Annotated in this window: 25 protein-coding genes; 12 read left to right on the top strand and 13 right to left on the bottom strand. The window is 57.6% G+C overall.

Features of this window, described 5'->3' with window-relative positions; genetic code table 11:
- The first annotated feature begins 14 nt into the window (after positions 1 to 14).
- Both AC2TAD_RS11825 and AC2TAD_RS11820 read left to right on the top strand, forming a co-directional pair.
- Positions 15 to 899 (top strand): PhzF family phenazine biosynthesis protein, encoded by an 885-nt coding sequence (locus AC2TAD_RS11825; RefSeq protein WP_480867858.1) that lies wholly within the window; start codon positions 15 to 17, stop codon positions 897 to 899.
- On the top strand, positions 899 to 1759 hold the full coding sequence (locus AC2TAD_RS11820; RefSeq protein ID WP_480867856.1) for a hypothetical protein: 861 nt from the start codon (positions 899 to 901) through the stop codon (positions 1757 to 1759). Before AC2TAD_RS11825 ends, AC2TAD_RS11820 begins: the two co-directional genes overlap by 1 nt.
- Positions 1760 to 1810: 51 nt before the next feature.
- Here the strand turns inward: AC2TAD_RS11820 and AC2TAD_RS11815 are convergent, their stop codons facing one another.
- From AC2TAD_RS11815 to trxB, 4 genes are all read right to left on the bottom strand, one after another.
- Positions 1811 to 3529 (bottom strand): bifunctional sulfate adenylyltransferase/adenylylsulfate kinase, encoded by a 1719-nt coding sequence (locus AC2TAD_RS11815; protein WP_170753371.1) that lies wholly within the window; start codon positions 3527 to 3529, stop codon positions 1811 to 1813.
- Between the two features lie 217 nt (positions 3530 to 3746).
- Entirely contained in the window at positions 3747 to 5417 is a 1671-nt protein-coding gene (locus AC2TAD_RS11810; RefSeq protein WP_480867854.1) for an adenylate/guanylate cyclase domain-containing protein, read from the bottom strand.
- Positions 5418 to 5477: 60 nt separating this feature from the next.
- Positions 5478 to 5936, bottom strand: coding sequence for an RES family NAD+ phosphorylase (locus AC2TAD_RS11805; protein WP_480867852.1), 459 nt, complete (start codon positions 5934 to 5936; stop codon positions 5478 to 5480).
- A gap of 3 nt (positions 5937 to 5939) precedes the next feature.
- Positions 5940 to 6881, bottom strand: a complete 942-nt coding sequence (gene trxB / locus AC2TAD_RS11800; protein WP_480867850.1) for a thioredoxin-disulfide reductase — start codon at positions 6879 to 6881, stop codon at positions 5940 to 5942.
- A 227-nt stretch (positions 6882 to 7108) separates the two neighbouring features.
- Here trxB and AC2TAD_RS11795 point away from each other — a divergent pair, with 227 nt between their 5' ends.
- A complete protein-coding gene (locus AC2TAD_RS11795; protein WP_480867849.1) occupies positions 7109 to 7609 on the top strand; it encodes an Lrp/AsnC family transcriptional regulator in 501 nt (166 codons plus the stop codon).
- A gap of 116 nt (positions 7610 to 7725) precedes the next feature.
- On the opposite strand, the gene AC2TAD_RS11790 is transcribed toward AC2TAD_RS11795, so the two are convergent.
- From AC2TAD_RS11790 to lgt, 6 genes are all read right to left on the bottom strand, one after another.
- The gene (locus AC2TAD_RS11790; protein WP_170352356.1) at positions 7726 to 8502 is read right to left on the bottom strand and encodes a Hint domain-containing protein; all 777 of its coding nucleotides are present in this window, start codon (positions 8500 to 8502) and stop codon (positions 7726 to 7728) included.
- A 2-nt stretch (positions 8503 to 8504) separates the two neighbouring features.
- Positions 8505 to 8663 (bottom strand): hypothetical protein, encoded by a 159-nt coding sequence (locus AC2TAD_RS11785; protein ID WP_170352357.1) that lies wholly within the window; start codon positions 8661 to 8663, stop codon positions 8505 to 8507.
- A gap of 173 nt (positions 8664 to 8836) precedes the next feature.
- Positions 8837 to 8965 carry a hypothetical protein gene (locus AC2TAD_RS11780; RefSeq protein ID WP_269149638.1) on the bottom strand — a complete coding sequence of 43 codons (129 nt, stop codon included), beginning with the start codon at positions 8963 to 8965 and terminating at the stop codon, positions 8837 to 8839.
- A 271-nt stretch (positions 8966 to 9236) separates the two neighbouring features.
- Positions 9237 to 9995, bottom strand: a complete 759-nt coding sequence (pgeF, locus tag AC2TAD_RS11775; protein ID WP_480867846.1) for a peptidoglycan editing factor PgeF — start codon at positions 9993 to 9995, stop codon at positions 9237 to 9239.
- On the bottom strand, positions 9992 to 11059 hold the full coding sequence (locus AC2TAD_RS11770) for a class I SAM-dependent methyltransferase (RefSeq protein WP_480867844.1): 1068 nt from the start codon (positions 11057 to 11059) through the stop codon (positions 9992 to 9994). The genes pgeF and AC2TAD_RS11770 overlap by 4 nt, the downstream gene beginning before the upstream one ends.
- Positions 11056 to 11943, bottom strand: a complete 888-nt coding sequence (lgt, locus tag AC2TAD_RS11765; protein ID WP_480867842.1) for a prolipoprotein diacylglyceryl transferase — start codon at positions 11941 to 11943, stop codon at positions 11056 to 11058. Before lgt ends, AC2TAD_RS11770 begins: the two co-directional genes overlap by 4 nt.
- Before the next feature lie 97 nt (positions 11944 to 12040).
- Between lgt and AC2TAD_RS11760 the strand changes: the two genes are divergently transcribed.
- The 5 genes from AC2TAD_RS11760 (at position 12041) to AC2TAD_RS11740 (ending at position 15233) form a co-directional block, all read left to right on the top strand.
- Entirely contained in the window at positions 12041 to 12289 is a 249-nt protein-coding gene (locus AC2TAD_RS11760) for an accessory factor UbiK family protein (protein WP_170352360.1), read from the top strand.
- A 309-nt stretch (positions 12290 to 12598) separates the two neighbouring features.
- Complete coding sequence (locus AC2TAD_RS11755; protein ID WP_170352361.1) at positions 12599 to 13099, top strand: type III secretion system chaperone family protein; 501 nt, start codon at positions 12599 to 12601, stop codon at positions 13097 to 13099.
- A gap of 37 nt (positions 13100 to 13136) precedes the next feature.
- Complete coding sequence (gene proC / locus AC2TAD_RS11750; RefSeq protein ID WP_480867841.1) at positions 13137 to 13952, top strand: pyrroline-5-carboxylate reductase; 816 nt, start codon at positions 13137 to 13139, stop codon at positions 13950 to 13952.
- Positions 13945 to 14283 (top strand): tRNA-binding protein, encoded by a 339-nt coding sequence (locus AC2TAD_RS11745; protein WP_170352363.1) that lies wholly within the window; start codon positions 13945 to 13947, stop codon positions 14281 to 14283. Before proC ends, AC2TAD_RS11745 begins: the two co-directional genes overlap by 8 nt.
- Positions 14283 to 15233 (top strand): 2-hydroxyacid dehydrogenase, encoded by a 951-nt coding sequence (locus tag AC2TAD_RS11740; RefSeq protein ID WP_480867839.1) that lies wholly within the window; start codon positions 14283 to 14285, stop codon positions 15231 to 15233. Before AC2TAD_RS11745 ends, AC2TAD_RS11740 begins: the two co-directional genes overlap by 1 nt.
- Here the strand turns inward: AC2TAD_RS11740 and AC2TAD_RS11735 are convergent.
- A complete protein-coding gene (locus AC2TAD_RS11735; RefSeq protein ID WP_480867838.1) occupies positions 15230 to 15808 on the bottom strand; it encodes a thymidine kinase in 579 nt (192 codons plus the stop codon). The genes AC2TAD_RS11740 and AC2TAD_RS11735 overlap by 4 nt on opposite strands.
- Before the next feature lie 357 nt (positions 15809 to 16165).
- Here AC2TAD_RS11735 and AC2TAD_RS11730 point away from each other — a divergent pair, with 357 nt between their 5' ends.
- Positions 16166 to 16627 carry a hypothetical protein gene (locus AC2TAD_RS11730; RefSeq protein ID WP_068336404.1) on the top strand — a complete coding sequence of 154 codons (462 nt, stop codon included), beginning with the start codon at positions 16166 to 16168 and terminating at the stop codon, positions 16625 to 16627.
- A 14-nt stretch (positions 16628 to 16641) separates the two neighbouring features.
- Here AC2TAD_RS11730 and AC2TAD_RS11725 read toward each other — a convergent pair whose 3' ends face one another.
- Positions 16642 to 17028 (bottom strand): ankyrin repeat domain-containing protein, encoded by a 387-nt coding sequence (locus tag AC2TAD_RS11725; protein WP_480867836.1) that lies wholly within the window; start codon positions 17026 to 17028, stop codon positions 16642 to 16644.
- Positions 17029 to 17156: 128 nt separating this feature from the next.
- Positions 17157 to 18281 carry a beta-ketoacyl-ACP synthase III gene (locus AC2TAD_RS11720; RefSeq protein WP_480867835.1) on the bottom strand — a complete coding sequence of 375 codons (1125 nt, stop codon included), beginning with the start codon at positions 18279 to 18281 and terminating at the stop codon, positions 17157 to 17159.
- A gap of 169 nt (positions 18282 to 18450) precedes the next feature.
- On the opposite strand from AC2TAD_RS11720, the gene AC2TAD_RS11715 reads away from it, so the two are divergent.
- From AC2TAD_RS11715 to AC2TAD_RS11705, 3 genes are read left to right on the top strand one after another with little or no spacing between them, the layout of a single operon-like run.
- Positions 18451 to 18918 carry a MarR family winged helix-turn-helix transcriptional regulator gene (locus AC2TAD_RS11715; RefSeq protein WP_170753347.1) on the top strand — a complete coding sequence of 156 codons (468 nt, stop codon included), beginning with the start codon at positions 18451 to 18453 and terminating at the stop codon, positions 18916 to 18918.
- Positions 18915 to 19952 (top strand): efflux RND transporter periplasmic adaptor subunit, encoded by a 1038-nt coding sequence (locus AC2TAD_RS11710; RefSeq protein WP_170753345.1) that lies wholly within the window; start codon positions 18915 to 18917, stop codon positions 19950 to 19952. Before AC2TAD_RS11715 ends, AC2TAD_RS11710 begins: the two co-directional genes overlap by 4 nt.
- 11 nt (positions 19953 to 19963) lie before the next feature.
- A complete protein-coding gene (locus AC2TAD_RS11705; protein ID WP_480867834.1) occupies positions 19964 to 23014 on the top strand; it encodes an efflux RND transporter permease subunit in 3051 nt (1016 codons plus the stop codon).
- The last annotated feature ends 39 nt before the right edge of the window (positions 23015 to 23053 follow it).

Raw genomic sequence — 23053 nt, 5'->3', positions numbered from 1 at the left:
AAAGGGTCCGAGGAATGAGCTGGTTTGATTTTGACTGGGTAGATGCCTTTACCGATCGCGCTTTTGGGGGCAATGGGTGCGCAGTCGTGCATGGCGGCGCTGGTTTATCCGATGCGATCTGCATGGCCTATGTGCAAGAGACGTCTTTGGTCGAATGCACCTTTACCGGGCCTTCTGACATCGCTGATATCCGGGTTCGCTACTTTCTGGCCAGCCGCGAGATCCCCTTTGCCGGGCACCCAACCATTGCGACCGTGGCCGCCATGCGGTCACGCGGGATGATTGACGGCGACAGCCTGACGCTTGAGACGGGCGCGGGCCTCGTCGAAATCCGCCTGAACGGTGACGAGATCGAGATGACTCAGGTCGCACCGCAATTTGGCGCCGAGGTGCCGGCTGATTTGGTGGCCTCCGCGATCGGCCTGTCCACAGATGCCATCACTTCACCGCCGCAATTCGTGTCTACCGGCTTGCCGTTCTGCATCACCGTCCTGCGTGATCACGCGGCGCTGCGGGCCGCGAAACTGGCCGAGGGACCGCTGCGTGAGGTCGCGGCTATGGCTGGGTTCTCGGGTTCGGATATGGCCGAGCCGTTTCTGGTTGCACTGCAAGGCGCGACCGATGGCGGGGACACGTTTTCGCGCTTGTTGCTGGCGCCGCCCAGCCCGCCTGAGGACCCGTTTACCGGGTCCGCCACCGGTGCGATGGCGGCCTATCTGTGGAAGCACGGTCTGATGGAGAAAGACAGCTTTGTTGCCGAACAAGGCCATGACATGGGCCGCCCGGGTCAGGCCACCGTTACGCGTGTTGGCCCGCCGGAGGCAATGACCGGCATCAAGGTGGCCGGGAGCGGCCATGTGCTGATGCGTGGGCAGGTCAATCTGCCGGAGGGAAATTGATGTCTGAGCCCGCAATTGCGATCCTGCCCTATGGGCACCGGTTGGGGCCGAAACTGAGATCGGTTTTTCTCAGCGATCTGATCTGGCCCGAGGGTTGCCCGGATCGTCTGACTGGCAAAACTGTCGGGGATCTTGAACCAACCGATCACCTGATCATGTATCCCAATTCCACCGTGCATCTGCGGTTGCGCCGGGGTACCCGCGCGCAGATTTCGCTGATGATGGGGGAACCCTCGGCCATCCACGCAAAACACGACAGGATGCTGCGCTGGACATGGCGTCGGTTCTTTCGTGTGCTGACCTTCCATGACGTCCTGCTGCAAGGCATCCCGAATGCGGTCTTTCTGCCCTATGGCGTCACCATGGTGCCGGACTGGCAGAAGTTGTCCGTCGAAAAGATCAAGTCCTGTTCGTTGATCGCCTCGGCCAAGCGCGATCTGGAAGGTCACCAATTGCGTCATGCGGTCATCGACTGGGTGCGCGAGACGGGCGCGGATGTCGATATCATGGGTCGTGGTTATATGCCGTTTGACCAGAAATCCGACGGGCTGGCCCCGTATCGCTATTCTGTGGTGATCGAGAATGTGCGGGAACGGAATTATTTCTCGGAAAAACTGACGGATGCGATCCTGTGCGCCACTGTTCCGATCTATTGGGGCTGCCCGAATATCGGGGATTTCTTCGACACATCCGGCATGATCCTGTGCGAATCCGAGGCCGATGTTCACCGCGCTGTTCAAGCGGCCTCACCCGAGGACTACGCTGCGCGCCTGTCGCATCTACAGGCGATCCAGCCCAAGGCGGCTGAATACGGTGATTTCGAAGCCCGCGCTGTTGCGGCCATTCGCGCCGAGCTCTGATCACAAAAAAGGCCCCCGCAGCGCGAGGGCCTGTTTCATGTGGCGGTCAGCTTAAGTCGCCGCGATCAGACCCATGCTTTCAAGCTTGAGCAGCACCTGATGGGCGCAGTTGTCGACCTCGACATTCTCGGTCTCGACGCTCAGCTCCGGGTTCTGGGGCACATCATAAGGGTCTGAGATGCCAGTGAATTCCTTGATCTTGCCTTCACGCGCAAGCTTATACAGACCCTTGCGGTCACGGCGCTCGCATTCTTCGATGCTGGTCGCAACATGGACTTCGCAGAAGGCACCGAATTGCTCGATCTCTTCGCGAACTGCGCGACGGGTGGTGGCGTAAGGCGCAATGGGCGCACAAATGGCGATGCCGCCGTTCTTGGTGATTTCCGACGCCACATAGCCGATGCGACGGATGTTCAGGTCGCGGTGTTCCTTCGAGAAACCGAGTTCCGACGACAGGTTCTTACGAACGATATCACCATCCAGAAGGGTCACGGGGCGGCCGCCCATCTCCATCAGCTTGACCATAAGCGCGTTGGCGATAGTCGATTTGCCGGAACCCGAGAAGCCGGTGAAGAACACGGTAAAGCCCTGCTGGCTGCGTGGTGGTTTGGTTTTGCGCAGCTCGGCCACAACCTCGGGAAAGCTGAACCATTCGGGGATTTCCAGACCTTCGGCCAGACGGCGGCGCAGTTCGGTGCCCGAGATGTTCAGGATGGTGACGTCATCCTTGTCCGCGATTTCGTCATTGGGTTCGTATTGGGCGCGTTCCTGCACATAGACCATGTGTTTGAAGTCGACCATCTCGACTCCGATCTCGTCCTGGAACTGGCGGAACAGGTCCTGCGCGTCATAGGGGCCATAGAAATCTTCACCGGCCGAGTTCTTGCCGGGGCCCGCGTGGTCGCGGCCCACGATGAAGTGGGTGCAGCCGTGATTGGCGCGGATCAGCCCGTGCCAGACCGCCTCGCGGGGGCCTGCCATCCGCATGGCCAGATTCAGCAGCGACATCGAGGTGGTCGAGGCCGGATACTTGTCCAGAACCGCCTCATAACAGCGCACGCGGGTAAAGTGGTCGACGTCGCCGGGCTTGGTCATGCCGACAACCGGATGGATCAGCAGGTTGGCTTGGGCTTCCTTGGCAGCACGGAAGGTCAGCTCCTGATGGGCGCGGTGCAGCGGGTTACGGGTTTGGAACGCAACGATGCGGCGCCAGCCCAGCTTGCGAAAATAGGCGCGCAACTCGTTCGGGGTGTCGCGGCGGGCGCGGAAATCATAGTGGACGGGTTGCTGGATGCCGACCACAGGTCCACCCAGATACACCTTGCCTGCGGTGTTGTGCAGATAATTCACGGCTGGATGCGCGTCGTCATCCGCGCCGAATACCTTTTCAGCCTCGCGGGATTTGTTCGGGGTCCAGCGGTCGGTCACGGTCATGGTGCCGAGGATGACGCCTTCCTGATCACGCAGGGCGATGTCCTGACCCAGCTCGATTGATTGGGCGAAGTCTTCGCTGACGTCCAGCGTGATGGGCATCGGCCAAAGGGTACCGTCGGCCAGACGCATGTTTTCAACGACGTTGTCGTAATCGGCTTCGGACAGGAAACCCTTAAGCGGGTTGAACCCGCCGTTCATCAGCAGTTCAAGGTCACAGATCTGGCGCGGGCTCAGGTCCCAACTGGTCAGGTCAGCGGCTTCTACTTTCAGCTTCTGCGCCGAGTCGTAGGAGACATAGAGTTCTGGGATAGGGGCCAGATTGCTTAACATCGTCATCGGAATACTCTTGCGTAAGGGCAGTTTTGCCCGTGATTCATAGGTGTTTAAGGGGCGTTTGCCCCGATGATCAGGTGAAGTCCATATACATTCATGAAACAAAGGACGATATGCGCGGTTTTCGCTCGGATTGGAAGAATTTTCCACATTCAAATGCAAATGCCGACTGTGGTTCTTCGAATTGTCGGCAATTGGGCAAGTTCTAGGCCATGTGTTCCTAAGCAGCTATCCTAAGCGCCAGTAAGGTGGCGTTCCTTACCGGTAACGCAGGAATTGGGCGGGAAACCCCCCTTAGTTTGAAAGACTGTAGCCCCGTTTCGTCACCGTCATATCCGGCCGCGCGCAGAAGGTCCTCTGAGACCAAAAGCTCGACGCCCAGAGTTTTGGTCTCTGCCTCTAACCGGCTGGCAACGTTGACCGCGTCTCCGATAATGGTGCGTGTCGCTGTTCCGGCGGCACCGATTTCGCCCAGAACCAGATCACCCAGATGCAACCCCATGCCTATGCGAATATGCGAGCTGCCTTCTGCGTTGAGTTGCTTGTTGAATCGTTCCAGTGCGCGGCTGACATCGGCTGCGGCCATCAAACCAGCACGGGCGGAACTTGCGGGGTCGGCGGTTTCGAACACGGCCAAAAGACCATCGCCCATGTATTTGTCGACCACCCCACCTTCGGCAGTGATCGCAGGAACGATCGCGTCAAAAAAACGGTTCAGAAGGAAGACAATATCATAGGGCAGCTGTCCCGTCGTGCGCGACGTAAACCCACGCATGTCCAGAAACAGAACGGCAAGCTGACGTTCCTGGCCTTGGCTGGCATGTGCGCGGTTTCGAAGGCCATCAGGACGAAACATTCGAAAGGCCGTAATCGGCTGAGTCGGGCGGATTTGGCAAGCCAGCCGCGCGCCTTTGGGCGCCCGGACTGCGGCAAGGCTGCGGGCTTCAACTTCGCTTGGAGCCGGAAGCTCTGCCGCACCGTCTTCGACAATGACTCGGCACGTGGTGCAGCGGCCTTTGCCACCGCACAGGGCCGTATGTGGGATGCCATTGGCCTGCGATATCTCAAGCAGGGTCATGCCTTTTTCAGCGACGACCTCTGGTCCTTCGACATATGTAACGCGGACCGAATGTCTGCGCCGTAGAAGTTTGCGTCCCGCAAACACGGCCAACGAAACACCCAGAGCGATCCAAAAGGCCAATAGCGCATTGTCCTTGACGCTAAACAGAGCCTGAAATTCTTCGGGCGACGGCCAATTGTAATGCTCGATATATTGGTCGCGCAGAAACGGGTCGCCGAAATCGGCCCAAATCCGCCGCCCTTCTGTCAATAGTCCCGCCATCGAAAATGACGGGACGAACACGGCCAATCCGATCAGATAGGGGACTGTTTTGGGCCACCATTTGGTCAACCGCAGCCACATATGAAGACCAATGCAGCTGTGCACCCAAACGACCAGCAAGAGCATGCTTTGCATCCAGATCGCCGAGCTGGGCCACATCAGCGCGATGATGTATCCCATCTCGTCGTTCACGTTGAACACCTCGTGCGCGTAACGTGTGTGAACGATATGCGCGATCAGTTGCAGCGGGATCAGCAATCCCAGAACAATCTGCAATGCCATGCTCAGCGGCATTTTTAGTGTTTTGCGTTGACTGATCGAATAGAGCGCCAGACCCGAGTGAATGAACAAAGCAGCATAGAGCAAGGCGCTGCCGATGTCGTGACGGGTGACAGCGTGGCGGCCGTCTTGCATTCCGTGCAGGTAATCGGTGTGGAACAGGCCCAAGCCGATATTGATGAAGTGCAGGAATGCAAACGCGAAAAGGATCAGGCCACTGCCAATCCTCAGCCGGGTTATCCACCCGCCTTGCCACAATACGCTCTTCACTTCAGGTCACCTGTGAATTCTTGCCTTGTACCCCGAGTCTGATACGGGCGCGCGGGCGGGTCAAGAATAAGCAGGTACCCAGGTTTCTGACGGCGCATCGACGCAAATAAGCCGGGCACTGGTACGGAACAGAACCACATGGCTGAGCTGGGGCCGTGATCGAGAGCTATAGATCATGCCATCGGCACCTAAAGCTCGAGCCTTGTCCGAGAATTGCCAGGTTGGAGAACGCCCGCAGGTTTTTGCAATGTCTTGCCAAACGATGGATGCTTCGGGCTGACCTCTCAGGTCGACAAGACGTGCCTCTGTGATCCTTGCACGTTGCAGGATTCGCGGTGGGTCATCGCGCGATACATAGCGACGTATCGCGACTTCGACCCCTTCGGGGCTGAGAGATGCATAAAGTGCGGTCTGACCTGCATAGTGAAAACGCCCCTCTGGCGCCCGAGCGGGGGCCAAAGGGGCGTCTGAATGTGTTCGAAACAGAATTCTCCAGACCGGGCCGGAGAATTCTATCATTGGCTAGTCCTGCTCCGCCAGGAACCGCTCGGCATCCAGCGCTGCCATGCAGCCCATACCGGCGCTGGTAACGGCCTGACGATAGATGTGGTCAGTCAAGTCACCGGCGGCGAATACGCCAGGTATGGAAGTCTCGGTCGAACCCGGCTTGGTCACGACATAGCCACCCATGTGGGTTTCAAGCGTGTCCTTGACCAGCTCGTTTGCAGGGGCGTGACCGATGGCAATAAACACGCCCTTACAAGGAATCTCAGAGATTTCACCGGTTTTCACGTTCTTGACGCGCACGCCCTCAACGCCCAAAGGCGCATCGGTGCCAAGCACTTCATCCAGCTCGTGGAACCAAAGCGGTTCAATCTTTTCGTTTTTCATCAGGCGATCCTGCAGGATTTTCTCGGCCCGCAACTCGTCGCGACGGTGGATCAAGGTGACCTTGCTGGCAAAGTTCGTCAGAAACAGAGCTTCTTCCACGGCAGTGTTGCCGCCGCCAATGACAACGATTTCCTGTCCACGATAGAAGAACCCATCGCAGGTGGCACAGGCCGAGACACCAAAGCCTTTAAACTTGTCCTCGGACGGCAGCCCAAGCCATTTTGCGCGTGCGCCGGTCGCCAGAATGACTGCATCAGCTGTATAGGTCGTGCCGCTGTCGCCTTTGGCAGTGAAGGGGCGTTTGCTGACGTCCAGATCGCTGATGATGTCACCGATGATCTCACATCCCATTGCCTTAGCATGGTCCTGCATACGAACCATCAGGTCGGGGCCTTGAACCTCTGTATCGCCGGGCCAGTTCTCGACCTCTGTGGTGGTGGTCAACTGACCGCCGGGTTCAATGCCCTGAACCAGGATCGGTTCCAGCATTGCGCGGCTGGCATAAACGCCCGCCGTGTATCCGGCGGGCCCCGATCCTATGATCAGAACCTTGGTGTGTTTCGTTTCGGCCATGGTACCCCCAACTCGATCTGCCTGATGTGGGCGCGTGGCCCCTTGGCGACTGGATATAGCGACCCGATGGCGGTGCTTAAAGCCCCTTCCTGACAGAGAACCGCTATGCATTACGCGAATGGCGCCCATAAATAGGGCGTTTAAAATAAAGAATATTGCGCTAACGCGAAAGATTATTGCGCATCTTCTGGGTGCTGATATAACAACCGAAAAATCAGGAGCATTTTATGGTCGCGACACAGCTGGATGAGATTGACCGCAAAATTCTGGCGGAATTGCAGGCAGACGGTCGAATGACCAATGTCGAACTTGCGAAACGTGTCGGCATTTCTGCGCCTCCGTGTTTGCGGCGCGTCCGTACGCTTGAGGAATCCGGCCTGATCCGCGGTTACCACGCCGAAGTGAACGCGCGAAAGTTGGGATTCGAGGTTCAGGTCTTTGCCAGCGTTGGTTTGGAAAGTCAGGCCGAGACCGAACTGAGCGCCTTCGAAGAGCGGTGCCGCGACTGGCCCTTGGTCCGCGAATGCCACATGCTGAATGGCGAGGTTGATTTCATCCTGAAATGCGTCGCCCCTGACCTTAGCAGTTTTCAGCGGTTCCTGACCGGCGATTTGCTGACCACCCCAAATGTGGCCAGTGTTAAGACATCGCTTGTGATTCGAGGCGCTAAGGACGAGCCCGGTGTGCCGTTCGATGTTCTGGAAGAACGCATGAACCGGATGGCCTGAAGCGCATCCGTTTATGTGCGGAACAACATGGCGGAAGAATCGCTGTAACGATCAGGAACAGCACCCAACCCAAAAGAATCTGCATAAAGCCCCCACTCTGCAGCACTGACAAAAATTTACGCTGTGATCGCGTCCACCTCTCCGTCGCCAGCACGCGGCATCAGCAGCGGACCAAAATCATTCAGCGAATCGGCATGCGCGAACAGGTTCAGGTAGATCGAGCGCAAGGAATGGCTGATCATCCGAACTGCATTGACACCGGGATGATACGTCTCGAACTGCAGCCCGTCGATCTTGATCACAGAATGGCGCTTGAGACAGATATGGAACAGTTCGATCGGCGTTGGCGGCAGGGTTTCGACCACGCTCATTCCGTCCTGAAATTCGTGAACCGGGGTCAAAACGGTCTCATTGCCGTGCAGATGGCGCAGGTGGGACGGGGTTCCAACCAACCGCGCCGCTGGGCCCGCGATAACGCCTGAAAGAGGTTTCTGCATCCCGAATGTGTCGGCCATGATCCGCGTCAGAGGGCGAGTCCGACCTCGGGAATCCTCGCGTCCGGGAACCAGGGTCACAGAGCCTTTCCATAGCACAGTCTGAGACGAGCCATCCTGCGTCAGTACAGTATCACCGGGCAGCAGGTCCTCAATCGCGAGCGGGCCGGTTTCCGTCTCAATTAAAGATCCTCGGGTAAAGGCGCAGAATGCGTCCTCGAACATCGGCAAAGCGGGCGCGATATGGCGGGTCTGAGAGATATCGCCATTTGGCAGCAGCGCGCTCACTTCATAGCGCCGCAGTTGCGCCTTTGGTTTGTCCCTTGGCGCATCCCGCAGCATCGCCGAAGTATCGACGGCGTTTTTGGCCGCGCGCGAAAGCGAATGTGGAATAGGCATTTTTATTCCGTCCCTTCTATCATCCGTGCAGACAGGTTGAACCCTCCGTACAGGCCCGTCTGACCGATCTTTTTCTTTGTTTTGAATGAAAGGGCGACCTCAGGGCGAGCGTCAAACCGACGTCGCAACGTGATGGTATTCAGCACACCTTTGGTCAACATCTTGACCCCCCAGACAAACTCACAACAACGCCGGCGAAAATTACCCGCGCACACAACGCCCCTGAACCTGACCGCGGAAAATACCTGCGGCAGGTCACGCATCGGGCCGGAGCACCCCTCCGATGCGCGTCTTGGCCCCTGGAACCGGCAGCTTGGTACCCTGGGCGTCACGATCAGACCCCTTCCGCCAAACGACGGGCAACCCTGACCGAGTCGCTGGAAATGCTTTTCCACGGCATCTCCGGCGTCTTTTCGTTGGTCGCCGCGACAACGGCGCTCAGAAAGCGAGATTTTACCTTCATGATCTGGTCCTGCTCCTCTGGGGTTTTTGGGCCCCATTTCCCTTTGGTATGCCAATCTGACGCCATATTGAGGCAGCGATAAGGCTGATCCGGGATCAATTCAGGACAAAATGAAGGTTAGCAGCTCCTCTTTCTTCATACTGTCTCACACTGCTGGAGCATCGGCAGATAAACACCTGAGAGCGGACAATAAAACTCAACTTGTTACGACTCAGGTAGACACAAAGAATGTGGCAAAAAAGCGGCGAAATCGCCACAATTCAGTCTAGGTCTACAATTTGATTGCAGAAATAAGGCGGCCATAGTCCGCTTCTTTGGCGTGCGTAGATCGCCGGTAGGAATAGAATCTGTCGGGGTCTGAATAGGTGCAGTGCCGGGTCCATTCAGCTTGGCCTACGCCTGCCTGTCGAAGGCGATGCAAACCGTAAGCGGGAAGGTCAAATTGCAACCTGTCGCCTTCCCCATTTGCGAAGAAACGCAGATTTTCTGTCGTTTCTGCGACGAAATCATCCAGGAACTCAGGCCCGACCTCATATGCTTGTTGCGAAATCGACGGGCCAATCACAGCGACCGTGTTTTCGCGCTTTGCCCCCAGTTCTTCCATGGCGTCCAGAGTCGATTCGAGAACGCCGTCCAAAGCCCCGCGCCACCCTGCGTGGGCCGCGCCGATAACATTTGCGTGGGTGTCGGCAAAAAGAACGGGCTGGCAATCCGCTGTAAGTATGGTCAGGGCCAAGCCCGGAGTAGCTGTGACCACTGCGTCCGCGCGTGGACGCTCGCCGTTCATCGGTGCGTCAACCTTAACCACGGTCGGAGAATGCACCTGGTGTACGCCAATAAGCGCCTCGGGCTCGACCTCCATCGCCTGAGCCACACGCGCCCGGTTGATCGAAACAACCTCGGTCTGGTCTGACGAGCCGTAGCCGCAATTCAAGCCGGAAAACACCCCTGATGACGCTCCGCCACGGCGGCTGAAAAAGCCGTGGCGTACGTCTGACAGCATGTCCGAGGTCAGTATTTCCAGTGTCATGGTTCCAGTCCCGGTGGAGGTGCCGCGTAAGAGGGGTAGAGCCCCAGTACTTTGAACAGGTTTCCCATTTCCTCGGGATGCGTCAACCTGCGATGTGCGGTCACCAGCGTATCAAGCTCGGACCCGCCGAGCGGTTTGGCCAAAGCTTGCGCACGGGCGGTAATGCCAAGCCGTTCCAGAAACACGCCCTGATAGGTCAGGCGGGAATAGGCGCAACCGGCGGCACGTGCTGCCAGGGCAAGAGGTTCGAAATCCACATGCGCGGTCAGATCCGCCTGACCGGGTGTATCCAGCGGATTCACACGCTCATGCCCGCGCAGGGCCTGAAACGTGTCGCCCAGCGAATACCAGTCGCCATAATCCACGATCAGACCGGCACCGCCGTGGCTGGCGATTCGACCCGCGATGACGGTCAGGATGGGGATAGCTGCCGCGCAAAGCTCAACCAGATCGCCATCTTTCGTGTCTTGCAATCGGTCCGTCAGAGCGACCTGATCCGCCTGAGCACCCAGTCCGAAGGTCAGCGATTCGCCCTTAGCCCCGATAAGGCGCTCGCGCCACGCCAGGCCGTCGCGCAGGAACTGGCGGATGGGCAGGGCGTCAAAGAACTCGTTGGCGACCAGAAACAAGGGCGCGTCGGGCAGGTCGGTGAGCGTTGTGATCCGGCGCGGTGCAAAATCCTTCAACGTTTCTGCCTGTATGTCGCGCAACGTCGGTGAGGCTTCGAATAACACGATTTCAGCCGCATCATGGAACCCGTGGACCCCGCGTGTGGCCCGGAGGATGTCCGCCATCAGTGTTCCGCGCCCCGGCCCAAGCTCGGCCAGAACGAAGTGATCTGGGTGCCCCTGATCCATCCAGCTTTGCGCCAGACTTAGGCCGATTAATTCACCGAACATCTGACTGATTTCAGGCGCGGTGACGAAATCGCCCTGCGTACCCAAAGGGTCGCGTGTGGTGTAATAGCCATACGTCGGGTGCAGCAGGCATTCGGTCATGTAGTCGGCCACGGTCATCGGGCCGTCTTGCGCGATGCGCTCCAGCAGATGGTCAATCAGGCTCATCGCGCGTTTCGCGCGCGCAGGGCGAACCATAGGCCAAGCGCGATCATTGGCAGCGACAAGAGCTGCCCCATGGTCAGGCCATATTCGCCAATAGGCCACGCCAGTCCCAGTGGGTTTCCGGCCGAGATAAACTGTGCGTCCGGTTGCCGAAAGAACTCAACGATGAACCGGGACGCACCATACCCGGCCAGAAACACACCCATAACCAGTCCGGGTTTGCGCAGCGCGCCCTTGCGGTAGACCAGCCACAGCAGCGCAGCCCCCAGCAGCAACCCCTCCAGCGCGGCCTCGTAAAGCTGCGAGGGATGACGTGCACACATGCCAACCAGCACACCGGGGCAGTCTTGCGCGGCAGGGCCGGGGAAGATTACCGCCCATGGCAACTCGCTGGGGCGGCCCCAAAGCTCGGCGTTGATGAAGTTGGCCAACCGTCCCAGCAGTAACCCCGGCGGAACAGTGTGGGCAATGAGATCAGCCAGCGGCAGTACCGATATCTTGTGACGGCGCGCATAGATGTAAGAGGCAACAATCACCCCCAGCAGACCGCCGTGAAAGGCCATGCCACCCTGCCAGACTTTCAAAATGTCCGCCGGGTTCGCAAGATAGTAGTCGCGCTGATAAAACAGCACGAACCCAAGTCGACCACCCAGAATCACCCCAAGGATGATCCAAGTGATCAGATCCTCAAGCTGCTGGGGTTTCATCGGCGGCGTGTTATCCGCCCAAAGCGCGGGGCGTTTCAGCGCCGCTGACCCCAGCCTCCACGCGATTAGGATGCCTGCGATATAAGCCAGCGCGTACCAACGTAGGGCGAACTCCATCCCCAATAGTGAGATCGAGAACAGTTCGGGCGACAGATCGGGGAAATTCAGAACAGCCTGCATGTGCGTCTCATTGCCCGTGCTTTGCAGGGCAAGTCAACCTTGAGCCTGACGCAAAGTTTACCCATATAGAGAACAACCGCGATTTCGGAGAAAAACCATGCAGACCCGCAACAAGATCCTCGACGATGTTTCCCAACTGATGACCAACGCCATGGGCGTGGCGCAGGGCGCGCGGGAAGAGGCCGAGAATGCGATGAAGTCGATGATCGACCGCTGGCTGGCGGACCGCGATTTCGTCACCCGCGAAGAATTCGATGCGGTCCGCGCCATGGCGCAAAAGGCGCGCGAAGAAAACGCAGCCTTGGAACAGCGTATCGCCGCGCTTGAGGCAAAGCTGGACAAGTAACGTCTCAGCACAGATTCGAAGATAGAGAGAACGCCGCGCAATCTGAGGCCAGATTGTGCGGTGTTGTGCATTTTGCTGCCCTGCAAACGCAAATCAAGACAAAGCTGTGCTCGGCGCCAATATTTTGATCTCCGTTGCTGTTCGTCCACAACTTATTGCTGTTATCCCCAATAAATAGGGTTGCCAGATGGGTGCGCGCGGCGCACCATATTTAGTACAGGCACATGGGGGAAGCCCGGCTTGTAGAGCAGGCAACTAGCGCTGGGGCGCTGCCAGCCCCGAATTGCTAGAGATAAGTGAGGTGGCATTATGGCCCTATCCGAGCAGTTTCTCGAAGAAGACCTTCATCCGATTGATATTGTTGAACACCTGGCCGAACATCACGACTGGGATTTTGATCGCATCGGCGATGATCAGATCGCCATGGCTGTCGAAGGACAGTGGCGCACCTATTCCATCACTCTGGCCTGGTCGAACTATGACGAAACCCTGCGCATGGTGTGCTCGTTCGAAATGGACCCGCCATCCGAGCGGGAAAGCGAGCTGTATGAGCTTCTGAACAAGATGAACGATCAGTGCTGGGCCGGGGCGTTTACCTATTGGGCTAACCAGAAACTGATGGTCTATCGCTATGGTCTGGTTCTGGCGGGTGGTCAGACGGCCAGCCCGGAACAGATCGACACGATGATCACTGCAGCTGTCCTGAGCGCTGAACGCTATTACCCGGCGATCCAGCTGGTCACTTGGGGCAATCGTGATCCCGAAGATGCGATGCAAGTCGCCATTGCAGAGGCTTACGGCCGCGCGTAAAGCTTTGCCCCAAGCCAGATAATGGGGAGGGGCAATCATGGACATGTCGCGCATCGCGGAACAGGGGCTTGTGCTTCTGGGATGCGGAAAGATGGGATCGGCCATGTTGGCTGGCTGGCTAGAGCATGGCTTACCAGCGTCGTCAGTCTGGGTCGTGGATCCGTACCCCTCGGACTGGTTGAAAGCACAAGGCGTCAATATCAACACACCGTTGCCCGAAGCCCCAGCCGTGGTGCTTGTGGCCGTCAAACCGCAGATGATGGGCGAAGCATTGCCCGCGATCAAAGCGCTGGGCGGGGGCGGAAGCCTGTTCGTCTCGGTCGCGGCGGGGACGTCGATTTCCACATTTGAATCTGTGTTGGGCGCGGGCACGCCGATCGTACGGGCGATGCCGAATACGCCTGCAGCAATCCGGCAGGGCATCACGGCGCTGATCGGCAACGCACAGGCCTCCGAGGCCGATGTGACCATAGCCGAAAACCTGCTGTCCGCGATTGGTGAGACTGTCCGGCTGACGGATGAGGCGCAGATGGACGCAGTGACTGGCCTAAGCGGATCGGGTCCGGCCTATGTGTTCCACCTGATCGAAACGCTGGCCGCTGCGGGGCAGGCGCAGGGCTTGCCGCATGAACTGGCAATGAAGCTGGCCAAATCTACTGTTGCAGGGGCAGGCGCGCTTGCGATGACCGCCGACGAAGACCCCGCGCAGCTGCGAGTCAATGTGACCTCGCCCAATGGCACCACGCAGGCAGCGCTCGAGGTGCTGATGCACGAAGAACAGGGTTTCCCAGACCTGCTGCACCGCGCCGTCAAAGCCGCGACCGACCGATCCAAGGAGCTGTCCCGTGAGTGAGATTTCCTTCGACGATTTTCTCAAGGTCGACATCCGCGTGGGTGAAGTGATCCGCGCCGAGCCGTACCCCGAGGCCCGTAAGCCGGCGATCAAGATGTGGATCGACTTCGGCGATGAGATCGGCGAGCGAAAGACGTCGGCCCAGATCACCGCGCATTACGATCCGGCTACGCTGGTGGGCAAGCAAGTTATGGCCGTGGTGAACTTCCCGCCGCGCCAGATAGGCAAGTTCATGTCCGAGGTGCTGGTTCTGGGTCTGCCCGACGAAAATGGCGAGATCGTTCTGATCGGACCGGATGGAGAGGTTCCGACCGGCGGGAGGATGCACTGATGAAATTATTGATTACACGCCCCATGACCGACGCCGTAATGGAGCGCGCACGGACGGAGTTCGATGCGGAGATTCGCGAAGGAACGTCGCCACTGACACCGGATGAGATGCGGCGGGCCTTGACGGAATTCGACGTGGTAATGCCAACGCTTGGCGATCTTTTTTCGGCGCAGGTATTCGCGGATGTGTCCGATCCGCGCTGCAAACTGCTGGCCAATTTTGGCGTCGGCTACAACCATATTGACGTGGACGCGGCCAGCGCGTCAGGTATTGCGGTCACCAATACGCCGGGTGCCGTTACGGATGCCACAGCCGATATCGCCATGACTTTGTTGCTGACAACCGCGCGCCGTGTCGGGGAAGGAGAACGCATCGTCAGGGCTGGGGGCTGGCATGGCTGGCATCCCGCGCAAATGCTGGGCCACCACGTCACCGGCAAGCGGGTGGGTATCGTTGGCATGGGTCGGATCGGACAGGCCATTGCCCGGCGCTGTCACTTTGGGTTTTCCATGCAGGTTGCCTATCAGTCGCGTAGTGCGAAGGAATTGGAATTCCCGGCAGAGTTCGTACCCGATCTATCCGCTTTGGCCGCGTCGGTCGATTTTCTGGTGCTGGCCGTCCCCGGTGGAGCGGAAACTCAACATCTGATCAATGCGCCGGTACTTGAGGCGATGAACCCCAATGCCTTACTGATCAATATCGCGCGCGGAGAAGTCGTGGACGAGGCTGCCCTGATCGCAGCCCTTCAGTCCGGACAGATCGCAGGGGCGGGGCTGGATGTATACGAATTCGAACCCAAGGTTCCGCAGGCGCTGATCGACATGGAGAACGTGACCCTTTGCCCGCATCTGGGTACCGCCACTGAAGAGGTGCGCACCGATATGGGTTACCTGGCGCTGGACAATGTTGCGGCCTTTATCGCAGGCCGGGCGCTGCTGACGCCGGTTTAACCGCCCATCGCCTCGCGCCAGTGTCGGCGACAGAGCGAGACATAGGTTTCGTTCCCGCCGATCTGAACCTGTGCTCCTTCGGTGATCGTATTCCCGTGCGCGTCCTGACGGATGACCATTGTGGCCTTGCGCCCACATTCGCAAATCGTTCGAACTTCGCGCATCTCATCCGCCAAGGCCAAGAGGGCTGCAGAGCCGGGAAACAGCTGTCCCTGAAAATCTACCCGTAACCCATAGGCAAGAACCGGTACGTTCAGATCATCCACGGCACTGGCCAGCTGCCAGACCTGATCGCGGGTCAGAAACTGTGCCTCGTCCACAAACACGCAGGCCACCTTACCCTGCGCCAGACGGCTCTCGATCATGTCGAACACATTATCTTCTGCCCCGAACGTGTCCGCATCTGCAGATATGCCAATGCGCGAGGCGATCTTGCCCACGCCCGCGCGACCGTCAAGCTGTGCGGTCATAAGATAGGTGTCCATGCCGCGTTCACGATAGTTGTGCGAGGCCTGCAATAACACGGTCGATTTGCCCGCGTTCATGGTTGAATAGTTGAAGTACAGTTTTGCCATGTGCCCGGGTCTAAAACGCCTGATCCGCATGGGCAAGTAACCAAATTCTAAGAAATAAGCGACGTCGCCGTTGTCGTTGCAAGGGTCGAGCGAAAGCTCATTGGGGATGGATACCCCCACGTCAACAACAGCGACGCCGTCGGCCATCATGCGGCCATAACAGAGCAAGACCAGAAAACCGCCTTGCAAACACTCATTACCGGCTGGAAACGCCGCCACTCACTCACAAAATCCCTGCATATCTGAGGGATAGTCAATTTATGGCATTTCAATTATGACTCGAGTATGGGAAATTTCCTTACCCTTTCCCCCATAGTGGCAGATGTCGTGGGAAAGCCAGGCAGTAAAGGTTGAAACATGGCAGATATCGGGGCTTATCTGAAAAAACATACCGAGGCGTTGGTAAAAGACGTCGGCATTGAATCGGCCTGCGAGATTACAGGCAAGTCCAAGGCAACATTGGGTCGGTACTATTCGGACAACGCGGAACATGCGGACCGTTTTATGCCAGTCGATGCGGTTGCTCGGCTCGAGGCCGTCTCGAACTTTCCGCATGTGACCTCGGCCCTGGCGGATCTTAAAAATATCACGCTGTCCTATGATGGCCGTAATACGGATACCCCCAGGACCGGAGGTGTGAATTCGGATGTCATCGCCTTAAGCCAACGGTTTGCAATGCTGATGACCGAATATCAAGCTGCTATTGAAGACGGCATCATCACCGTCAACGAGGCCAAGCGCTTGTTGAAGGAGACCAGCTTGTTGCAACAGGTCCTGATCGAGATGAAGCTGCATCTGGAAGAAGAAAGCGTGAGTTGATCGCCGGTTTTTCGTTAATCGAAATCGAAAAGCCGTTTAAGGTCGCCACCAAACGCGTCAGCTAATTCCTTTGCAGACTGATCGAATTCCGGTTTCAGAAGGGGATCAGCACCCGCTTTCAAAAGCGCTTCAATAACGCTCAGGTTTTGTTTCTTAACCGCGACGTGAAGGGGCGTTTCCGACATGTCGCCGACTGCGTTTACGTCAGCGCCAGCGGCAATCAACGTCAGGGCCGCGTAGGTGTCGTCGCGCCAAAGAACGGCGTGCAACGCAGTATCACCGTTTGACGCGCGGCTGTTCAAAGAAACCGGAGCTTCGCCGAGAGATTCCGGGAAAAGAACGTCCGAACAAGATGCCAGGATATCTTCCAGAGACGCACGTGCTTTAGGTTTGGTTGCCATTTTGTGAACTCAGAATGATTGGTGTCGCTGACTCAGCAAATGCGTGCAAAGGCAAGTTGACTTCAATCCATCACGCCAAAGGGTTTTGGAGCAAGTGAATTCTTGAGTTGCGCGATGGATCGAGCTGACTATCCGTGCCGCCGCACGATTACCGAACCTACGGAATACCCCGCCCCGAAGGAACAGATCAGACCGACTTCTCCATCCGCGAAATCATCCGAGTATTTCGAGAATGCGATGATCGACCCTGCTGAGGACGTGTTGGCGTAGTCCTGCAAGATATTGGGTTGTTCGCCGGGTACGGGCTCGCGGCCCAGAACTTTTTTGCCTATGAAATCGTTCATCGTCTTGTTCGCCTGATGTAGCCACAGGCGTTTCAGGTCAGAGCTGTTTAGCCCTTCGGAGTCCATATGGTCGGCAATGTGCTTGCTGACCATCGGAAGCACTTCCTTGAAGACTTTACGGCCGTTCTGCATGAATTGCATGTCGCGGCGATCAACTACGCCATCGGGGCGCGAACGGCGCAGGTAGCCGTTGTTGTTGCGAATGTTGTTCGAAAACTCGGTTGCGCAACGGGTGGAGAGGATTTCGAAATAGGGACCATTTGCGTCTTCAACACGCTCGATCAGGGTGGCGGTCGCTACGTCTCCGAAAATGAAATGGCAATCGCGGTCGCGCCACTCCAGATGGCCCGAGCAAATCTCGGGATTGACCACCAGCGCGGATTTCACTGACCCTGACCTGATCATGTCAGCGGCCGCCTGAATACCGAAGGTGGCCGAGGAACAGGCGACATTCATGTCAAAGCCAAAGCCTTTGATCCCCAGCGCCTGCTGGATTTCGATCGCAATCGCCGGATAGGCCCGTTCGTGGTTCGAGGCGGCGCAGATCACCAGATCCACATCTTCTGGTGCGCGCCCGGCCTGGGCCAGCGCCTTTTTGCAAGCATCCACGGCCATCTCAGTCATGATGCCGGGTTCATCATCACTGCGCTGGCGCAGCAAGGGGTGCATCACGTCGGGGTCCAGCACGCCGGTCTTGTCCATCACATACCGGTTCTCGATGCCTGACGCTTTGAGAATGAACTCTTCCGATGAATGCTGCAGGGGTTCCACTTCACCCGAAGCAATCGCGTCGGCATTTTCGGCATTCACCTTATCGGCGTATGCATTAAAGGCGGCAACAAGTTCCGCGTTGGTGATGACGTTGTCTGGCGTGAACACACCGGTGCCGGTGATTGCTGGCGTATACATTGTTGCCCCTGCGTTTTTCGGATTTGCCCAAAATGCAGTCAACGCAAGGTTAGTTCAAGAGAGATTGACCCAAGGGAATATCAAAGTTGCGGCGTCAATGCGCTTCAAATCTTGAATAGTTCATTTTTTGAAGTATATGACGCCCTGTGAACGGCAACGGATTCGACACATGACATTCGACGACAGCGCACTGGTAAAGCGACTAAGCCCCGAAATGCAGGCCATGATGGGGGTCTATGCCCTCTATTGGAAGCTGGAAGAGAGCTTTGATTTGATGGAGGTCGAACTGACCCATCAAGAGTGTCACATGGTGATAAAACTGGACCAACCCAAGCGTATGGGCGTTTTGGCGGCGGATATGCTGACGGTGCCATCCACAATCACGTCTACTGCTGATGCTTTGGAAACGGCAGGATACCTGACGCGAGAGCGCGATCCGGACGACCGTCGAGCCTGGCTGTTGGTGTTGTCCGACAAGGGGTTGGCGATGCGCCAGACTTTGGTGGCCGAGGCCGGGGCGCTGTTTCAGCGCGCATCCGGTTTGACGCCTGATGAAACGGCCGAATTCGCCCGGCTTGCCCGGAAAATCCGTGAAAACATTCTGAAAACGGGAATACCCGAGGGGTTGAAGAAATGAAATTGATCTCTGTTTTGGGCCTCGCCCTGACCATGCTGGCCACCACGGCCATGGCAGAAAGTGCTGCCAAGCCGGTCAAGCTGATGGTTGTGCAAGAAACTGCGCCCGGGTTTTCGCGGCAGTTCTTTGGCCGGGTCGCAGCGCGACAGACGGTTGATCTGGCTTTTCAGGTGGCGGGGCAAATCGTTGATATGCCGGTAACCGAAGGTTTCGTGATTCCCAAAGACGAATTGATTGCGGAACTGGATCGTGAACCATTCCAGCGTCGCTACGACCGGGCTGTGCTGCAGAAAGATCAGGCGGACCGGACGCTGGCGCGCTTGTCCCGTCTGCGGGGAACTGCAGCAAGTCAAGTTGCTGTGGATGATGCCGAGACAGCGGCTCAGCTGGCGGATATTGCGGTGCGCGATGCGCTTTATGATCTAGAGCAGGCAACGCTAACAGCCCCCTTTGATGCTCTGGTTTCAAGCCGGGCAGTGGAATCCTTTACGACCGTCTCGGCGGGGACACCGATTGTGCGTATCCATGACATGTCCGAGCTACGCATCGAAGTCGACGTGCCCGAGATTTTGTTCCAGCGCTCGGGCCAGCAGGATGACATCACCATCACGGCGAAATTCCCTGTCAGTGACGAAGTATTCCCTCTGCAAATTCGGGAATTCGACGCCGAGTCGTCGAGCGTCGGTCAGACTTTCCGTATTCAATTCGGCCTGACACCGCCAGAAGGTCTGCAGATTCTTCCGGGGTCATCGGTAACGGTGAATGTGCAGGTGCAGGACCAACGTACAGGTATCGTTGTTCCGGCCACAGCGGTTGTTGCGGATGCGGAAGGTGTTTTGGGTGTCTTTGTCTTTTCGCCCGTCGGCGCGGATGAAGGCAGTGTCAAATGGGTCCCCGTGACCATTGAACCCACGGCATCGGGTGACGTAAGCGTCCTGTCCGGGCTGGAGGATGGCGATGAAATCGTGGTTGCCGGAGGCGGAGCGCTGATCGACGGGCAAGCCGTACGCCGCTTTGCCGGCTTTGCGAACTAAGGGGCGGACGCATGAATATCGCACGCGCATCCATAGACCGGCCAATCTATACGTGGTTGATCATCCTGATCGCCTTGTTCGGCGGCATCTGGGGTTTTCTGTCGCTTGGGCGACTGGAGGACCCGGCCTTTACCATCAAGAATGCTGTCATCGCCACGCAGTATCCCGGCGCAACGGCCGAGCAGGTGGCTCTGGAGGTATCGGAGCCACTGGAATCGGCCATTCAGCAGATGGGAGAGGTCAAAACCATCACCTCGCTCAACCAGCCGGGATTTTCGCTGATCGAGGTTGAGATCAAGTCAACCTATGACGGTACCGAGCTGCCCGAAGTCTGGACCAAGCTGCGCGCCAAGGTTCGCGACGCAGCCCGGGCGTTGCCGTCCGGAGTCGGCCAGCCGCTGGTCAACGATGGATTCGGCGACGTGTTCGGCCTTTTCTATGCAGTCACTGCGGATGGCTTTTCGGACGCTGAAAAACACGAACTATCCACGTTTCTGCGGCGCGAATTGCTGACGGTCGAAGGAGTGGCCGATGTCGAAGTCATGGGCCTGCCGCAAGAGGCGATTTTCGTCGAACCGGACTTGGCAATCTCGGTCAATCAGAACGTGCCGCTGCAGGCAATCAACGATGCGATTGCCAATGCGGATTCGGTGAACGCATCAGGCTCGTTGCGGTCTGCAGATGACCGAACAACGGTCCTGACCGCCGAAGGCTCCGACACTGTTTCGGCCATTGCGGGTCTGTCCGTTGGATCGCAGGGGCAGGTGATCAACCTGTTTGACATGTCAAATGTGTACCGCGGCCGCCAGACCGACCCGGATGTCATCATCCGCTTTAACGGGGAAGAAGCCTTTACGCTGGGCATTGCGGGGCTGTCGACCGAGAACATTGTCGAGGTTGGCAAGCGCGCAGACGAGAAATTCGCCGAACTTGACGGGCAAATCCCCTACGGTGTCGAAATCCTGCCGATCTATCAGCAGCACGTGGTCGTCGAGCAAGCCTCGAACGATTTTCTGTTGAACCTTGCGATGTCGGTGGCAATCGTCGTTCTTGTCCTGGCCTTGTTCATGGGTTGGCGGGCCGCGATTGTCGTCGGCTCGACGCTGTTGCTGACCGTTGTCGGGACGTTGCTGTTCATGGCGCTGTTTTCCATCGAGATGGAACGGATTTCCCTAGGGGCCCTGATTATTGCGATGGGTATGCTGGTCGACAACGCCATCGTGGTCGCCGAAGGAATGCAAATCGCAATGTTGCGGGGCAAAAACTCGCGCGATGCAGCGGACGAGGCCGCGTCCAAAACCCAAATTCCGCTTTTGGGGGCGACCATCATCGGCATCATGGCTTTCGCCGGGATAGGCTTAAGCCCGGACGCGACCGGAGAGTTCATGTTCTCGCTGTTTGCCGTCATCGGAATATCACTTTTGCTGAGCTGGATTCTGGCCCTGACGGTTACTCCGATGCTGGGACATTACTTTTTCAAGCAGGGTAAAGCTGGTGCAATTGATGCCTATGGCGGTATCATGTTCCGCGTCTACGGAGCGATCCTAAGATGGGCATTGCGGTTCCGCTGGTTGGTGATTGCCTTGTTGGTGTCTGTCACCGTGGCATGCTTTGCCGGGTTCGGGCTGGTGAAACAGCAGTTCTTTCCCGACTCGAACACGCCGCTGTTCTTCGTCCATTACAACCTGCCGCAAGGAACGCCGATCGCGCGGACCGCTGAGGATATGGCGGTTTTCGAAGAGTGGCTGGCCAACCGGGATGATGTAGTGTCCGTCGCCACCTTTGTCGGGCAGGGCGCGACCCGTTTCCTGCTAACTTATGAGGCAGAAAAACCCAATCCAAGTTACGGCCACCTGATCATCCGTACCAGGACGCTGGAGGACATCCCCCCGCTGCGTGCCGAACTTGCGGAATTTGGTCAGGCGCAATTTCCTGAAGGAAAGTTTCGTACAAGACGACTGATCTTTGGTCCGGGCGGAGGCGATCCGATCCAGGCCCGCTTCTCGGGCAGTGACCCGGTTGTGCTGCGCCAGCTTGCGGATGAGGCTGTGTTGCGGATGCGGGATGCGTCGCAAAACGCGCTACACGTTCATCATGACTGGCGTGAAAAGTCGTTGGCCGTCCAGCCGATCTATGCGACCGAACGTGCGCAGACGGCGGGTGTTACGCGCGAGGATATTGCGGCCACGCTACAGTTTTCGACCGATGGAATCACGGGCGGCGTTTTCCGCGAAAGGGATCGCCTGATCCCGATCATCCTGCGTCGACCGGCGGACGGAGATTATTCGATCGTGGACCAGGTCGTGTTCTCGGACCAATCCGAGCGCTTTGTTCCTATCGAACAGATGGTGGATGGGTTCGAATACAAGGCGTTGAACACGCTTGTGCACCGAAGGGACAGGGTTCTGACCATCACAGTTGGCGCGGATATTCCGGCGGGATTCACGGCGGCTCAGGTCCATTCCGAGGTCCGTGAGGCCATCGAAAGCATGGACCTTCCTGCAGGGTATCGGATGGAATGGGGTGGTGAGTTCGAAAATGCCGGCGAAGCGAATGAAAGCCTTGGGCGTCAACTGCCGCTGAGCTTGCTGATCATGGTGCTGATCTCGGTGCTGATCTTTAACGCGATCCGTCAGCCGATCATCATCTGGTTGCTTGTGCCTATGTCGGTCAATGGGGTGGTCTTGGGCTTGCTGGGCACCGGATTGCCCTTCACGTTTACGGCGCTGCTTGGGCTGCTGAGTCTCTCGGGGATGTTGATCAAGAACGGAATCGTTCTGGTCGAAGAGATCGATCTGGTACGCGAAACCGGCAAAGGGCTGCGCGAGTCGATCATTGAAGCCTCGGTCTCGCGTCTGCGTCCTGTGATGCTGGCAGCGATCACCACCATTCTTGGGATGGCGCCGCTGTTGACGGATGCATTCTTCAAATCGATGGCGGTGACGATCATGGGCGGACTGGCTTTTGCCACGATCCTGACCATGGTGGCGGCGCCGGTGTTCTACATGGTGTTCTTCCTGCCGGAATACCGGCGAAAGTCCGCGCCGCAACCTGTTGTTTAAATGAAAAACCCCCGGTCATCGACCGGGGGCTTTGCTTTA

The sequence above is a fragment of the Ruegeria sp. HKCCD7628 genome (genome assembly GCF_057221005.1).
Note: the sequence above shows the minus strand (reverse complement) of the source record. Positions and strands in the feature narration are given on the sequence as shown.